Source organism: Parageobacillus sp. KH3-4 (assembly GCF_022846435.1).
Taxonomy (GTDB): Bacteria; Bacillota; Bacilli; order Bacillales; family Anoxybacillaceae; genus Parageobacillus; species Parageobacillus thermoglucosidasius_A.
The window spans coordinates 1,710,527-1,725,006 of record NZ_AP025627.1 but is presented as its reverse complement, the minus strand read 5'-3'; the positions used below and the strand labels follow the sequence as shown (position 1 = coordinate 1,725,006).

The following is a 14,480-nucleotide window of genomic DNA, read 5'->3' as shown; positions in this document are numbered from 1 at the left end:
CTTCTCTCCCTTTATTGTTGCTGAAGTGTTTCGATGATGCCCGGAATTTCCTTCAGCTCCTCTATCACAAAATCCGCATCGGCTGATTCGTATATCGCATCTTTTTTCCAAATGGTTTTCATCCCTGCATTCCGTGCCGCTTGAACATCGTTGATTGGATGATCACCGACAAACACGCTTTCATTGGCTAACACGTGCAGTTGGTCAAGCGCTCTTTGAAATAGCTGGGGATCTGGTTTACTCATTCCCTCCCATTCCGAAATAAGAATTGTGTCAAAATAGCCTTCAATGCCTAGCGCCTTTATTGAACGCATTTGAAATTGTCCTTTTCCATTTGTGATCATCCCCAATTTCAATGATTTTCTTTTTAACTCTTCCAGCAACCAAATAAGGTAAGGGAACGGAACACAGCTTTTATGGAAATAGTTCATATAATCTTCCAGCAAATTTTCCCATGTAATGCTAATAATCGCGAATTCTTTCACCATTTGTTTGTATACAGTATCTTTCCAAATATACCCTCGATTATCTAGTTCAATGAATCTAGCGATATACGATTCTTTTGGAATATGGCTTAATAAATGCTTTAAGCGCTCATACTGATATTCGATAAACTTTTGGATGGAAGCGTCGCGATCGAGCAATGTCCCATCCAAATCAAACATAACTGCTTTTACCATTATCTTTCTCTTTCTCCATGCGAACAACCTCCCCTTATTTTTTCACCCTCATTTCACTCGACGGCCCAGATCCGGTCTATTCTTTAGCGGGAACGTTTCCATCCATCTGTTGACTTTTGACCGCTTCGATCATTTTAAACACCCTCGAAAACACTTCCTCCATTTTCTATCCAAACATTTCGTTTTACATTCATATAATCTTTCTATTCTCACGAAATTTAGATAGACATTGGTAAAAAAGAGCCCGGAACCAACGTAACGGGCCCATTTTAATATGACATGCTTCCTGCGACAATCAAGCCGACAATAATAGAAATGGCAAATAAGCTAAACCCGACCGCGAGATTGCCTTCCTCGACTTTTTTGGCCAAGTTTGTTTTTGGCGTGAAGATGTACTCGAGCGCAAAATACACGAGAATTTGCGTGATAATGCCAATGACGCCCCATAGAAGAGCATCAGGCAAACTGACGCTGTTGCTCCAGGCGGCATAAATAACAATCGCCAATCCTAACGCTTTTCCCCACAATTTCAATGCTACGGCCATATTGCCTTGGCGGATTAATTCTCGCTCGGAAAATTTCGTCGTTAAGCTGAATAGGCCGATTCCGACTCCCATCAGCACAAGTCCTAACACGGTGTAAAGCAGAAAATTCATCACATACGTCATTTTCTTCATCCTTTCATCATCACAGGTAAATAATAAGACAAGTTGTTTGTAATCATTCCCCCCGCGCGCAGGCTGATTCCCATCGCTTTGCCGTTAATTAAAAAACACGTATGCAATAACCTCACCGTTTCACAGCCGTTGATGGTTTTGACCACTGTTTCGGGAAGCGGCACGTATTGCTGGTACACAGGTGTTTCGTCCTTATATGTTTGCTGGATATCGGCGACGATCGGTTCGCCTTTTCCGTTTTTGATGACGACCGTGTCGCCTTCGCGCCCGAATGCTGGCTTTTGCACATACATTAATTGCTGATCAAGAAAGTACTCTTCGTCTAAATAAGTCGGAAGAAAATGTTCGGAAATCCATTGACGCTCCTCATCCGTGAAAAACGGATTCCCTTCTTCATAAAGTCCCCAAATAAGCGCCTGTACCGCTTTCGACTGCAGCAAAAACGCGGATGGCTGATTGATAAGGGCGACTTCCCGCTCCTTCCACAGTTCCAGCAGCTGTATTCCCACTTTCGTTCCGTCTGGAGAGCGATCTTCGACTAAATGTTCAAGCGGATACGTTTGCCGATATAGCACATCGATCCGCCTTCCTTCCCCATCATATAATCCGCGCCGCAGCACACCGCCGCCACGCAGCTGAACATCCTCAGCAACAACGTAGAGCTCATGAAGCGGCACATAAGCAGCCTCCATTCCGCTGATTCGCTGCAAATACCGAACCGTCTCACGGTCTTCCATATGATCTTCATGGGAAGTAAACACGACATACGGCTCTCCATCGCGATGCAATAAACGGTATGACTGCAAAATGGCATGCTGAACCGCTTCAGAGACATAGCGCACTTCTCCTTTGTTTGGCGAACGTAAATGAAAAAAGGAAGCGGCCCGTTCATTGATATCAAATGTTTCGCGAATAAACGTCGGTGTATCCGCGTTCAATTCGATCAGCTTAAACGTTCCGCCAACGTGCACAAGATCAGCCCGAGCGATCACGGTTTCTGCTGGAAGCACGGGAATGCGCAAAAACGGAAGCGCTTCTCGATGAAATCCCAACAGCCGAAGAGTTTCGTCAGGTAATTGGCGCAACAGCTTCGCAGTTTTTCGATACAGATGACCGATGCGGCTTGTTGCCGTTCGTATTTGCTCCGCTTCCTCCTCTGTTAACATATGGTAGTCTAACAACGCATATTCTGCACCGTATAAGTCAGCCCAAAAATCGGGTATTGCCCCGTAAAACCGGGCGCGACGCTGGCGGTGTTGTTCAATGGAATACATCGTCATCCCCCAAAAAAGCTGCCTTTCGTCCCTGAACCGATTCCCGATTTCGCCCTTGCCTTAAATTCCGCGCTCTGTTGATAGCTTTTATACGCCGCGGAACGCTGCAGCTTGCGTTTGGACGAATAATAATGCCCACCATAGTAATAATGGCGGTAATGGGAGCTGTCCTCATCATCACAAACATACGTCCCCGTCGCAGAATCCCACTCCCAATCGTCGCAATCCCGATCCTTCGGTTTCGGCGGCAAACTTTCATCGCTGCAGGCAGTAAGTGAAGCGGCCATCAACGTCGACAGCACGCCAATCATCATCTTCTTCGTCTTGTTCATCAGTTAGTCTCTCCTTCTTCCATAACAAATCCTGTTGCTGTCACATAAAGAACATACACTTTTCGGTCCTCGTCAATTTCCGCGCTATCACGAAGCCATTCTTTTCTATGAAAATACGTAAATGAACTCCCTATATACGCCATCACATCGAGATGGGAAGGAAACTCCAGCGTTGCAATCACGGGGTGCTTGTTCTCCGCATCAAGCTCACGAACTTCCAGCCGTAAACCGTTGCTTTCTGCTTCTGCTTCTTTCCGCCCTCGCTCATACTCCTCGACGTAAATGACAAACCTATCATGTTCCAGCGCTGAGGAAACTTGCCGATACGTCACTCCCTCTTTTACAAAAAATTCGCATTCGCGCCGGGCAATGATTTGCGGCAAGTCTATCGATTCATAAAAATAAAGCAATCGATAATTTTCCTCGCCAAGCCATAGCCGATACTCCAAGCGATTCATGATATTTCCTGCCTTTCCAAGTCTGATACAACTACTAGTACGAATATCACGAGAAACTAGTTTCATTATTAAATGAATCATTCTTTTCCAAAATAATAGAAGACAAGCAAAAAAAAAGAGAAAAAGTTTTATTGAGCAAATCCATTTTTATCGCTTGTTTCCCCTTCACGTTCAAACGAGAACGTGCCTTGCGTGATTCATGATGCTGCTGGATAAGCAGCAATAGCGCCATACCATATACAACGCTGCGGGCAAATGGGCCGATATAAAAAGATAGTTCCATAAAGACAATGCCGAAAAAGGCGCAATAAATACGGCGGCAATCGTTTGAAACAAATATCTTTAAACGTAAGGCAGAAAGTAAGTTCCCATGAGCACGCCAATTATAAAAAGGATCCAATAGGCTAGGAGAAACCATCATGATTGACAAGGGCGCAAAAAGAATTGAACCCCTCCAACAAATTCCGCAACAGTCGACAGCGAATTATGCGAAGCAAGGAAGTTCATGCTCAATAATTTGGAAATAAGAATTGTCAAAGACATAATTCCCCCTATTCCAAACAATACATCCACACTAATGTTGTTGTTACACAACGAAAGAAACTACTAATTCCTACGAACAACCAAAACAATATATCAGCTAAAATACTGGATACCACAAGCCTGTTTCCATAGGTAAACCCTTTTTTGCGTTCATAACGGTTCATTTCGCAACTTGTTTCGTGCTATCTTTCTTTTTAGTTTACATAATAATATTATTTAATACAATAACACCACTCGGACAATAGACTGAATATTCAATCAAAATATCCGAAAAAAGTTAATATTATTACAACATTTTTCATAGACCACTTACATAGCATTCTCTCAATAACCATCTATTCTTTTTCCCTTTTCTTCAACAACCGCTTCGTATAGTTTTGAATCGTTTCTTTGCCGACTAGCAGTACTCCTAGCCAAAATAACGCTTCCGCCATTACCAAGGCCACCCCGCCAATGGCCACTTTTATGGTTGCAGAAACAGAAAAAACGGGATCACAAAAGGAACAAGAAATACAATCATGGACAGAACAATGAGTATCCAACCCGTTCGCTTCATTGCAATGTTTCGCCACATAGATGAAATCCTCCATCATCATTATACATTAGGCAAAGCCGGGAAAATGCCAAATGCTGCTGATGAAAGCGCCGCCATCTCTATAAAATTTTTATTAATACTGGATAAATATAAGGCTGTGAAGGCTGCGGTATGACCTTCCATTTATCCGCTTTGATGACTGGGACTTCTACTCCGTTGTATGTTGTAATCTGTAAAGTCCCTTCTATTTCCATCCATGTATCTGGTTGATATTGGCTTGCTTTTTCAAATTCGGTTAAAATTCCAATCACGCTGGCATCTGCAAGGCAATGAGTAATGAGAAATCTCGAGATCACGAGTTGATGAGGACTCAATCCCGCTTCTTTGTATACAAACCCGCTTACTTTGATTTTCTTTCCCCGGTAGCTTTTCGGGTGATTTTCAATCTCCTCGTAATAAGGGGCAAACACCTCTTCTTTCATCTCGATTACATTTTGTTTCTTTAGCTGCTCCATTCTTTTATTATACTCCCCTTGGGAAAGATAGTTATCATTAGGTAAAACCTTTTGATGCTCGATGGCTGGTAAAGAGTCTTGTTGCTGTCTTTCACGGGGTTGAGGAAGGACGGTTCCTTTATTTTCAGCTAGGGAAGCATCGAGCACGGCCGGCGGAAAAGCGAATCCAACCAACAGTGGAAAGAGGATAATGAAAAAACTAATCCGTTTTCCCGCTCCAACATTCGAGTGATGATCGTGCCCACATCCGGCATGACAATGTGGATGACCGTCTGGTTCCCATATGCGGAAAATCTGAATGAACAACAACAGCACAAATATCCCCGCGGCAATTTGGCTCATCACAGTATACTTTGGATTCACATACTTCGTTATTTCCTCTGTAACGTGAAGGCGAATAAAAAAAAGGGAAAAACTCGCTAACATAATCGCCCGCAAAAACTGCCGAAAATGAAAACGCATCACGTTCCACCACCTTACAGCATCTTCGTTAGATGCACGCTTATGAACACGACGGATGTAAGGAAAACAAGCAAAACAAGCACAAACCTAGCCCGAAATGCACTCAACAGCATAATCGTATTTTTCAAGTCAATCATCGGTCCGTAAACTAAAAACGCGAGTATGGAGGTGGCCGGAAATAAATTTTTAAATGAAGCCGCAATAAACGCATCCGCTTCCGAACATAATGATAAGAAATAAGCAAGTCCCATCATGACGATGGTTTTTCCGAAATCTCCATCGCCAAAAAGAAACAGAGATTTAGTATGTACATATGTTTGCATCAACGCGGCGAGACAAGCCCCAATAATTAAATACTTTCCCATATCAAAAAACTCATCAATCGAATGTTTGAGCACCTCCTCCAATTGCTGAAACAATGATGCGCGTTTAACATGTTCCCGTACATCCGGCACAGCGGCAGCTTTCAGCTGATTAGACGGAAATAAGAAGCTAATGATCAAGGCAATGATCAAAGCGTCCACAAAGCCAATCCCCATTCGCAACGCCGCGATGGTGCTATCATTTCCAAACGCCATATACGTGGACAAAATAACGATCGGATTAATCAACGGCCCCGTCAACAGAAAGCCGACCGCAGCATGCAATGGCACTCCTTTTGCTACCAGTCTTCGCACAATCGGCACAATTCCGCATTCACACGCAGGAAAAAAAGCGCCAACCACACACCCCATCATGACGGCGAGAAACCGATTTTTTGGAATCCAGCGCCGGATTTGTTCTTCTGTAACAAAAATTTGGATACATCCGGCAATGATTACGCCAATCAGCACAAACGGAATCGCTTCAATGATAATGCTTAAAAAAATCGTGCTAAATTGTTGAAAAGAAGCTGGAAGTTTCGTCGACCATGCCGCCCCTATAAACTGACTGGCCAACATGAAATAAGCAGCAATCGCGATCACGACAATTCCAGTTACATCAATCAACGCAGAAGAAAACCAGCGATACATCCCCTTCTTCCCCCTTTGCATTTTCATTCAGAGCGTTAAAACGTAATTATTCCTATTTATAAAATTATATGCTTATTGTTCCTATTACATGTCTACTTCCCCTATCTCTATATGCCGAGCCGCCATGATCATGCGCCTTGGCAACAAAAAAAGGCCGGAATTACGGCCTTTTCACAATAAATCTAGCGGAAATATCCATCCATCTATTCTATCATTGCCCCCAAGCGGCTCTTTTTGACCAACAAAAGTATAAAAAATGGCAATAGATCCATAGTGTTTGTTAAAAGCACGAATAGATGATAACCCACAAAAGATGGTAAAACAATCACAATTAGTAACAGAAAAGAGAACGTGAATGATGCTTCTTGCCGTGATTCCGCTGTCGGATGCAACTTTATTTGACAATTTGGACAGATCCATTTTTTATCTAAACAATACGTTTACGGGGCTTTTCCAGCGGAATGAATAATGACATTTTCCGTAAATCGGCAATTTCATGGAACACTTTCCTGTCGCTGACCTTATTCATCATGGAAACTATTTTTAGAAAATAGTTTGGAGCTTAGCGAATTCTATTTCTTTCAATGATATAACAACGCTGCCAGATAAGCGATAAAACTCTCTCTTTCCATTTCTACTTCCAATCTTCCATGCATCTTGTCTTCTCTAAAATTGCTGACTGCCACTTTGCTCTGTCGATTATATGTGCCCCAATAACAGCAATTTCAATAGATTGCGCAGCACTAGCCATATAATGCCGTATACCGCTGCCCCAACCACTGTAAAAACAGCATACAGCAATTTCCGAATCAAAAACGGAAAAGGGGACACTCTTTTATATAGATAAACAGGAAACCAAAAAAATAAATTAATTATTACATTGGATATTCTTTCCCACAGTGCTTCTGGATGTTTTTCATAGCCCAAGTCATAAGAATACACCACTAAATTAGCACCAAAAAAACAGCTATAGCTACCCCCCACTGTGATACGAATATCGCCCCTAATGTATAATCAAGAAGAGTAATCCATGTGTATGGATCAGATAATAGAAACCACAGGTCTGACGCCATAAAATTTATATGCCTCCCTAAACCATAGCTAGCTAAACCACCTTTCATTGATGCCGGGATTTCTGTCTTTCTGGCTACATCCATTCCTTGAAAGTCATTATTATTAAATTAAGTTTTAAAGAATGAGCTTGATGGAGCCAAGCTCACTGGAGAAGCGCCTGCCCTATAGCAGCGGCAAATATGAATCCGCATCGATTGCAAATTCCTCTAAGGACCACGCTGTTTTCTGTTACACTTCAATAACTTCTTTAAAGCGGGCTGCTCGTTCTATCCATTCCCCGACCGTTGCTAAATAAATACGGACCGGTGTTTTCGGATGCGGCGTATACTCGACAAGCCACACTCCGTTTTGAGATGGAAGAAAAAAGAAAAGATCTCTCATATGATAAAGCACATTCTCCATATAGAGATCGGGCGAGAGATTATCCGTTCCATTAGGGAAATGAAAGGTAGTGAGATTGTATAAATATCGGTTTTTCGCTTCAAGATCCTCAAGGAAATGTTCGAAGCTTCTTTTTTCCTCGTCCGTAAATTCACTTTTCTTCTTAACTTTGTCTACTTTTTTCGGTTCGTTCAGCCAGTCGAACGCTTTCTCGGTCAGAAAAAATTGTTCTGCAGGCACGGAATCTCCTGATGAAAATGAATAATACTCACGAATTTGATCTAAAATTTCGTCAAATGTTACGTAATAAAACTCATGAATAATATCTTTATATATAATATGCGCCAGCCAGTCGTCCCCTTCGTAATGATGGAACATTAGCGCCCTTTTGCGCGGCATGTCCGTCCCTCTTATGATCCATTTTGACTGCACATAACGATTGATAAATGTTTTCATTTCATCGGATATTGGTTCTTCGCCACGCTCAGCTTTTTCATCATCGATAATCCCCTTTAAAATAAGTTGATGCTCCGCTGTCTCCAAAATTGCTTTCCATTCTTTTTCGCTCCTTTTTCCAAACGCTGCTGCTCCTATCCCTTTAGCAACACCGGGATAATCACATACCCCCACCAACAGCATCAATTCTGCCGTTGTACACGTCATGACAAGCTCCATCCTGCTCCCTCTCTTTCCTTTTTCCATTCTACTTTTGACTTTCTATGTATCTTTGCTTTCTTACAATTGCTGACTGCCAGCTCAAAAACCTGGCCTGTCCATTATAGATGCCCCAACAACAGCAATTTTAATAAATAGTGCAGAGCCATCCATATAATTCCATATACCGCTGCCCCCACAACCGTAAAAACCGCATACAGCAATTTCCGAATCAAAAACGGATAAGGCGATACTTTCTTATACAGATAAACAGGAAACCAAAAAAACAGATTGTATATTACATTAAGTATCTTCTCCCACAGCGCTTCCGGATGTTGTGTATAGGCTAAGTCATAGTAATATACCACCAAATTAGCACCTAAAAAGACAGCGCCAGCAATGCCAAACTGCGATATGAAAATAAGCCCCAATGTATAATCGAGAAGAGTAATCCATGTATGTGGTTCCGATAATAGAAACCATAGATCTGATAATAGAAACCTTAAATCTGATGTCATCAATATATGCCTCCTTAAAACATCGCTAGCTAAACCACTTTTTTATTGATTCCGGAATTTCTGCCTTTTTTATTACATCCACCGCCTTGTCATCAACGTTTTTAACGGCCTCCACCGCCTCGTCAACTACTTTTCCTCCAGCGTCCTTTATTTTATCGCCAAACAACGAACTGGCGGTTCCACCTACAAACGCTCCAGCCACCCCTCCTATAATCATCCCCGGCGGCCCTCCTATACTGCCAATCAGGATTCCCACTCTTGTGCCTACGTTTATAGCAAACGCATCCAGTAATACTCCAGTAAGAGCACGTCCAACTCTTTCTGCCGGGCTTTTATTTTGATTTTCCGGACTTACATATTCAGTTGCATTAGCCACAACAGTAATACCCATCCCAACAACAGGTATATGCCGGGCTGTTTTGTGCATTCCCTTAGTTTTTGTTGCAGCTTCAGTTGTTTCTTTAACCCCTGCCGATACCCGGTCTATCAATGCATTTCTGAACTCTTCCCCGGTCAATATGCCTTCAATATTTTTAGGGTATCCTGCCATATGTTTAATAAAGTCTGATGGACTCCGATAACCAGAAAAAATTTTTTTCAGTACTTTTTCATACCAACTATTCGGTTCTTTTCTCGTCAGTTTAATAATAAATTTGGCTAGGGGCGATTCATGTTTTGTTTCGCTTGTCCATGAAGGGTGAGCTTTCACCGCGAATCGATAGTCGCCTTTTATTTTTTGCCATAAGGTCGGTGCTTGACGAATATATTTTATTTGCAAACCTTTCGCTACTTGCATGGAAGCGAGAAACGCCACAAGCCTTGTGCCAATAATGATATTATCTCCTGTACTTAATTTTTCGTTTATTGTGGCGAAAAAATCAGTGAAAGGATATACCCTTTCCTTCATTTCATCCTTTCGCAATTTAACCGTCAACGTTCTATAATCTGGATGACTGTTTAGCTTATCCATGTTAAACGATAAAACCGAAAAATCTCCTTGGCAAAACATCGACTCGATAAGTGCAGTATAATTTTTCATGATTTGAAGGTCAGCTTCCAAACTGCTGATTTCTTTCGTCTGTTCAGAATCAAACTTCCGCAAATCTTCCACTGTTTCTGCCGCATAATCTTCCGCTTTTTTTAATCCGTGCATAAAACGCTGATCGTCTAATCTTGTCAAGTAAACGATATCGTTTACTTCATTCATATAACCATTGGCCTCGTCGACTAAGTCCTTGACGGTGTTTTTCATTCGCTGTAATGCTGAAGCAATCTCATATTCCAAAAAGCTTTCGCAAATAAATCCGTTATTTGCCGGTTCTAAATTATTCAGTGATTTTCCTAAGTTAACGAGAAATCTTTGATAGTTATCGATGAAATTTTCGAGAAACCGTAAAAACGGAATGTGGCACTCGTTATAAAAAAAGCGAATAGCCTTGGCACCTTCACCAGCGTAAAAAGACTCGGAATGTGTAAATGATTGCATATCATCTTTAATGTTATTTATTTGTTCCTTTTGCGCTTTTAGTATGGCTTTTAATTCCTTGATTCCATTTTCTAAATCAGAGACATCTAAGACTCTCACTCATTCCTCTCCCCTTTGGCTCTTTCCGATAATAGAGGAACTTATCGCTTGGTCTGTTTCCTTCATGGCGTCAAGAGAACGAAAGGTGGATTGTATATTAGAAAGCAGGAGCGTTTTATATTTTTCTAAAAGATGACGTAGTTCGCCATTAAGTTCATCCAATTTCCTCACAACATCTAGCTCATTTCCTCCGGCTATAGACGAAAGATAGGAAATATTTAACGCTTCCGTGGTGTTTTGCAGTTGACGAAGCTTTTTTTCTACCTGTGCAAATCGTATATGGATTTCGCCATTCACTCACAACTCCCCCCTCTTTTTCAATCCGCTTCATCGCTTTAAACAAACATTAAAACATCAATAATTAATTGCCTCCTACTGCTCTGCTTGCTGTGCTTCTAGTTGCGCAATCATTTGTCTAATCAAATTAATTTCTTCCTTGATGTCACTCGCCTTCGCTGAAAGCTGATCGAACACTACGGAAAACTGTTGTTCCATCATATCTTGATAGGATTCCAACATCTCTTCATTTCTTATTTGCTGGAATTTTTCTGCTTTCTTTCCGTTCCACGTGTTAGACGATAGTTCAGGTTCCATTACAAAACGCTGATAAGCCTGGAACTCCGCCTGCGAATTCAACAACTTTGCTTCACAATGGTAAACACGCTGTAATTCTTCTTCCTTCTTGCGCAATAAAGAGTAATAGTAAGCAAGGGTCATACAACGGTCCTCCTACATTAATAAAACTCCTACTTTTAGTAGGTAACCAAATTTACTATATCATGGAAATATACCCACAAAAAGAGAGGAAAGGTGGATTCCTTTCCTTTTTAATTGAAGGACTTTAAGACTAGTAAATGTGTTTAGTCATTATTTTTATATGTCTACAGGTTGTAAAAAATTAGCACTATTATCCCTTATATTATTGATGGACAACGCGATTGCGCACAAGAAAATCTACAGCAAGCCACTTCTGCCTACAGATTGCAGGGTTCTTCAAACATATACCAACGGTGTACCAATCAAGTCCATGAAGTTCGACGACAACTCTTGCACATTTCTTCAAAAGATATTGGTACCCTTTTACATGAATTCCACCTATTTTGCTATGCACCTTTCAAGAAAAAATAAAGACCTCCCTTAAGAAAAAGGGAGGCTCTCGCTTACTTTACATCATACCCTTGTTCTTCAATGGCTTCTTTCAATTGGTCCAAGCTGACTTTCGTTTCATCGTAATCGACATCGACCGTGCCTTTATCGAGATGCACTTCGACGCGGCTGACTCCTTCTAGCTCTTGCAAAGCATTCGTAACCGCCATTTTGCAATGGTTGCATGTCATTCCTTGCACTTGTAATGTTGTTGTCATAATGGATTCCTCCTTATTTTTATAGTTTCACGCGTTTTAGGCGAAGCGCGTTTGTCACTACCGATACGGAGCTGAACGCCATCGCCGCTCCGGCAATCCACGGCTCCAACAGCCCCGCGGCGGCAACCGGAATGCCGATCGTATTGTAAAACAGCGCCCAAAACAAGTTTTGCCGAATGTTTGTCATTGTTTTGCGGCTTAATTCGACCGCTTTCGGAATATGCGCCAAATCGCCGCCGACTAATGTGACATCGGCCGTTTCGATGGCGACATCGGTTCCTGTGCCGATAGCCATGCCGATATCTGCTTTCGCTAGCGCCGGAGCGTCATTAATGCCATCGCCGACCATCGCCACCCGTTTGCCTTCCCGCTGCAGCGTTTCGACGATGCTTGCTTTGTCTTCCGGAAGCACCTCAGCGTATACATGGTCGATTCCCGCTTGTTCGGCGATCGCTTTCGCCGTCCGTTCATTGTCGCCTGTGACCATGTAGACGTCAATTCCCATTTGTTTTAATGCACGGATCGCTTCTTTCGCGTTTTCTTTGATCGTATCAGCGACGGCGATGATTCCGGCAAGCTCTCCATCGATGGCGACAAGCATCGCTGTTTTTCCTTCTGTTTCTAATTGTACCATCTTCGCTTCATGTTGCGACATGTCGACATTGTTTTCTTTCATTAGTTTTCTCGTTCCGACAAGAACACGTTTTCCAGCGACTGTCGCTTCAATGCCGTGGCCCGCAAGCGCCGTAAAGCGCTCCAACGGCTTTACCGGAATTTGTTGTCGTTTTCCATATTCGACAACCGCCTGTGCGAGCGGATGCTCAGAGCCGCTTTCCGCCGACACGGCATAATCAAGCATTCCTTCTTGAAACTCAATGACATCTGTTACTTCCGGCTTTCCTTTTGTCACCGTTCCGGTTTTATCCAACAGTACCGCGTTGATTTTATGCGTTTCCTCTAAATATTCACCTCCTTTAAAGAGAATGCCATGTTCCGCTCCTTTTCCAGTGCCGACCATGATGGATGTCGGCGTGGCAAGCCCGAGCGCACACGGGCATGCGATAACAAGCACAGCGATCCCGACTTCCAACGCTTTTGGCAAATCGCCCGGCGTGACAAAAAAGTACCAGACAACAAACGCCAACACAGCGATGCCAACGACGATTGGAACGAAAATTCCCGAGATGACATCGGCCAACCGCTGAATCGGCGCTTTTGAGCCTTGCGCTTCTTCAACGATTTTCACGATATTCGCCAAAGCCGTATCTTTTCCGACCTTTTCCGCCTGAATCGTAAGAGTGCCTGTCGTGTTGATCGTCGCGCCGATGACGCGGTCTCCTTCTTTTTTATCAACCGGAATCGATTCCCCTGTAATCATCGACTCATCAACAGCAGATGATCCCGCAATCACGATACCGTCTACCGGTATTTTTTCTCCCGGTTTGACGACAATCGTGTCGCCAACGACCACTTGTTCGAGCGGAACTTTGACTTCTTTGCCGTCGCGGACAACGAGTGCTTCTTTCGCCTGCAAGCTTAACAGTTTCGAAATCGCTTCGGTCGTCCGCCCTTTCGCACGCGCCTCAAAATATTTTCCGACAAGCACGAGCGTGATGAGCACCGCGCTTGTTTCAAAATATAAGTTTGGCATATAGTGCGCGTTACCAATCGTTTTGACCGCTTCCGCCAAGCTGTAAAAATAGGCGGCGGAAGTGCCGAGTGCGACAAGGACGTCCATGTTCGCGCTTTTGTTTCTTAACGCGCGATACGCGCCAACATAGAAAGGACCGCCGATATAAAACTGCACGGGTGTCGCGAACAGAAGCTGTACCCATGGATTCATCAGCCAATCAGGCATCGGCAAACCAAGGTCAAATGGCAGATGCGCGATCATCGTATAGAGAAGCGGAAGCGATAAAACAATGGAAATCATAAGCTGCCGCTGTTTTTGCTTCAGCTGTTCTTCTTTAACTCCTGTGCTTTCTTCTTCCTTCCGCACTTGTCCTTTGTAGCCAAGCTTTTTGATTTTCTCTAAAATCGCTTCAACCGATATGATGCCTTCCTTATATTCGACAACCGCGCTGTTTGTGGCTAAATTGACCGTAGCGCGTTCCACTCCTTCCATGCGCTGCAAGCCTTTTTCAATGCGCGCCGCACAAGCAGCGCACGTCATGCCTTCAATATCGAGCATGACCTTTTCCGTTGCAACACCGTATCCGAGCTTTTCGATTTTCTCTTGAATATCGCGGACGCTTTGCTTCGCCGGATCATACTCAATCGTCGCTTTTTCCATCGCTAAATTAACGTTCGCTTCGACTCCGTCCATCTTATTGAGCACTTTCTCGATGCGGCTCGAGCAGGCGGCGCATGTCATGCCGGTAATATGCAACGTCACATGCTTTTTCTCGCCCATCG

The 14,480-nt window shown here is 43.0% G+C and carries 16 protein-coding genes; all 16 read right to left on the bottom strand.

Annotated features, from left to right (window positions below; translation table 11 throughout):
• Nucleotides 1-11: 11 nt before the first annotated feature.
• The 16 genes from MWM02_RS09000 to MWM02_RS08925 all read right to left on the bottom strand — a co-directional run bounded on the left by MWM02_RS09000 (nucleotide 12) and on the right by MWM02_RS08925 (nucleotide 14,478).
• A complete protein-coding gene (locus tag MWM02_RS09000; RefSeq protein WP_244403497.1) occupies nucleotides 12-680 on the bottom strand; it encodes an HAD family hydrolase in 669 nt (222 codons plus the stop codon).
• Between the two features lie 269 nt (nucleotides 681-949).
• On the bottom strand, nucleotides 950-1,348 hold the full coding sequence (locus MWM02_RS08995) for a DUF350 domain-containing protein (protein WP_064551859.1): 399 nt from the start codon (nucleotides 1,346-1,348) through the stop codon (nucleotides 950-952).
• Between the two features lie 5 nt (nucleotides 1,349-1,353).
• Nucleotides 1,354-2,631, bottom strand: a complete 1,278-nt coding sequence (locus MWM02_RS08990) for a glutathionylspermidine synthase family protein (protein ID WP_244403496.1) — start codon at nucleotides 2,629-2,631, stop codon at nucleotides 1,354-1,356.
• A 2-nt stretch (nucleotides 2,632-2,633) separates the two neighbouring features.
• A complete protein-coding gene (locus MWM02_RS08985; protein WP_064551857.1) occupies nucleotides 2,634-2,963 on the bottom strand; it encodes a hypothetical protein in 330 nt (109 codons plus the stop codon).
• On the bottom strand, nucleotides 2,963-3,421 hold the full coding sequence (locus MWM02_RS08980) for a hypothetical protein (protein ID WP_064551969.1): 459 nt from the start codon (nucleotides 3,419-3,421) through the stop codon (nucleotides 2,963-2,965). Before MWM02_RS08980 ends, MWM02_RS08985 begins: the two co-directional genes overlap by 1 nt.
• A gap of 46 nt (nucleotides 3,422-3,467) precedes the next feature.
• Nucleotides 3,468-3,821, bottom strand: coding sequence for a hypothetical protein (locus tag MWM02_RS08975; RefSeq protein ID WP_244403495.1), 354 nt, complete (start codon nucleotides 3,819-3,821; stop codon nucleotides 3,468-3,470).
• Between the two features lie 478 nt (nucleotides 3,822-4,299).
• Nucleotides 4,300-4,536, bottom strand: a complete 237-nt coding sequence (locus MWM02_RS08970; RefSeq protein WP_244403494.1) for a hypothetical protein — start codon at nucleotides 4,534-4,536, stop codon at nucleotides 4,300-4,302.
• 82 nt (nucleotides 4,537-4,618) lie between these two features.
• On the bottom strand, nucleotides 4,619-5,476 hold the full coding sequence (locus tag MWM02_RS08965) for a TIGR03943 family putative permease subunit (protein ID WP_244403608.1): 858 nt from the start codon (nucleotides 5,474-5,476) through the stop codon (nucleotides 4,619-4,621).
• Nucleotides 5,477-5,490: 14 nt separating this feature from the next.
• Nucleotides 5,491-6,489, bottom strand: a complete 999-nt coding sequence (locus tag MWM02_RS08960) for a permease (protein ID WP_244403493.1) — start codon at nucleotides 6,487-6,489, stop codon at nucleotides 5,491-5,493.
• Between the two features lie 1,302 nt (nucleotides 6,490-7,791).
• A complete protein-coding gene (locus MWM02_RS08955) occupies nucleotides 7,792-8,607 on the bottom strand; it encodes a hypothetical protein (RefSeq protein WP_244403492.1) in 816 nt (271 codons plus the stop codon).
• Between the two features lie 113 nt (nucleotides 8,608-8,720).
• The gene (locus MWM02_RS08950; protein WP_244403491.1) at nucleotides 8,721-9,116 is read right to left on the bottom strand and encodes a hypothetical protein; all 396 of its coding nucleotides are present in this window, start codon (nucleotides 9,114-9,116) and stop codon (nucleotides 8,721-8,723) included.
• A 25-nt stretch (nucleotides 9,117-9,141) separates the two neighbouring features.
• Nucleotides 9,142-10,701, bottom strand: a complete 1,560-nt coding sequence (locus MWM02_RS08945) for an LXG domain-containing protein (protein ID WP_244403490.1) — start codon at nucleotides 10,699-10,701, stop codon at nucleotides 9,142-9,144.
• On the bottom strand, nucleotides 10,702-10,998 hold the full coding sequence (locus tag MWM02_RS08940; RefSeq protein ID WP_064551849.1) for a YwqI/YxiC family protein: 297 nt from the start codon (nucleotides 10,996-10,998) through the stop codon (nucleotides 10,702-10,704). It lies immediately after the preceding gene.
• Between the two features lie 75 nt (nucleotides 10,999-11,073).
• Complete coding sequence (locus MWM02_RS08935; protein WP_244403489.1) at nucleotides 11,074-11,418, bottom strand: DUF5082 domain-containing protein; 345 nt, start codon at nucleotides 11,416-11,418, stop codon at nucleotides 11,074-11,076.
• A 443-nt stretch (nucleotides 11,419-11,861) separates the two neighbouring features.
• Nucleotides 11,862-12,065, bottom strand: a complete 204-nt coding sequence (gene copZ, locus MWM02_RS08930) for a copper chaperone CopZ (RefSeq protein ID WP_064551847.1) — start codon at nucleotides 12,063-12,065, stop codon at nucleotides 11,862-11,864.
• Nucleotides 12,066-12,084: 19 nt separating this feature from the next.
• Nucleotides 12,085-14,478: a heavy metal translocating P-type ATPase gene (locus tag MWM02_RS08925; protein WP_244403488.1), complete on the bottom strand. Its 2,394-nt coding sequence runs from the start codon at nucleotides 14,476-14,478 to the stop codon at nucleotides 12,085-12,087.
• Nucleotides 14,479-14,480 lie beyond the last annotated feature (2 nt).

What these genes read in the sequence shown, in the direction of transcription:
- MWM02_RS08985 (WP_064551857.1), bottom strand. Translation starts at nt 2,963, where the DNA reads ATGAACAAGACGAAGAAGATGATGATTGGCGTGCTGTCGACGTTGATG.
- MWM02_RS08955 (WP_244403492.1), bottom strand. Translation starts at nt 8,607, where the DNA reads ATGACGTGTACAACGGCAGAATTGATGCTGTTGGTGGGGGTATGTGAT.
- MWM02_RS08980 (WP_064551969.1), bottom strand. Translation starts at nt 3,421, where the DNA reads ATGAATCGCTTGGAGTATCGGCTATGGCTTGGCGAGGAAAATTATCGA.
- MWM02_RS08960 (WP_244403493.1), bottom strand. Translation starts at nt 6,489, where the DNA reads ATGTATCGCTGGTTTTCTTCTGCGTTGATTGATGTAACTGGAATTGTC.
- copZ (WP_064551847.1), bottom strand. Translation starts at nt 12,065, where the DNA reads ATGACAACAACATTACAAGTGCAAGGAATGACATGCAACCATTGCAAA.
- MWM02_RS08995 (WP_064551859.1), bottom strand. Translation starts at nt 1,348, where the DNA reads ATGACGTATGTGATGAATTTTCTGCTTTACACCGTGTTAGGACTTGTG.
- MWM02_RS09000 (WP_244403497.1), bottom strand. Translation starts at nt 680, where the DNA reads ATGGTAAAAGCAGTTATGTTTGATTTGGATGGGACATTGCTCGATCGC.
- MWM02_RS08925 (WP_244403488.1), bottom strand. Translation starts at nt 14,478, where the DNA reads ATGGGCGAGAAAAAGCATGTGACGTTGCATATTACCGGCATGACATGC.
- MWM02_RS08950 (WP_244403491.1), bottom strand. Translation starts at nt 9,116, where the DNA reads ATGACATCAGATTTAAGGTTTCTATTATCAGATCTATGGTTTCTATTA.
- MWM02_RS08935 (WP_244403489.1), bottom strand. Translation starts at nt 11,418, where the DNA reads ATGACCCTTGCTTACTATTACTCTTTATTGCGCAAGAAGGAAGAAGAA.
- MWM02_RS08965 (WP_244403608.1), bottom strand. Translation starts at nt 5,476, where the DNA reads ATGCGTTTTCATTTTCGGCAGTTTTTGCGGGCGATTATGTTAGCGAGT.
- MWM02_RS08990 (WP_244403496.1), bottom strand. Translation starts at nt 2,631, where the DNA reads ATGTATTCCATTGAACAACACCGCCAGCGTCGCGCCCGGTTTTACGGG.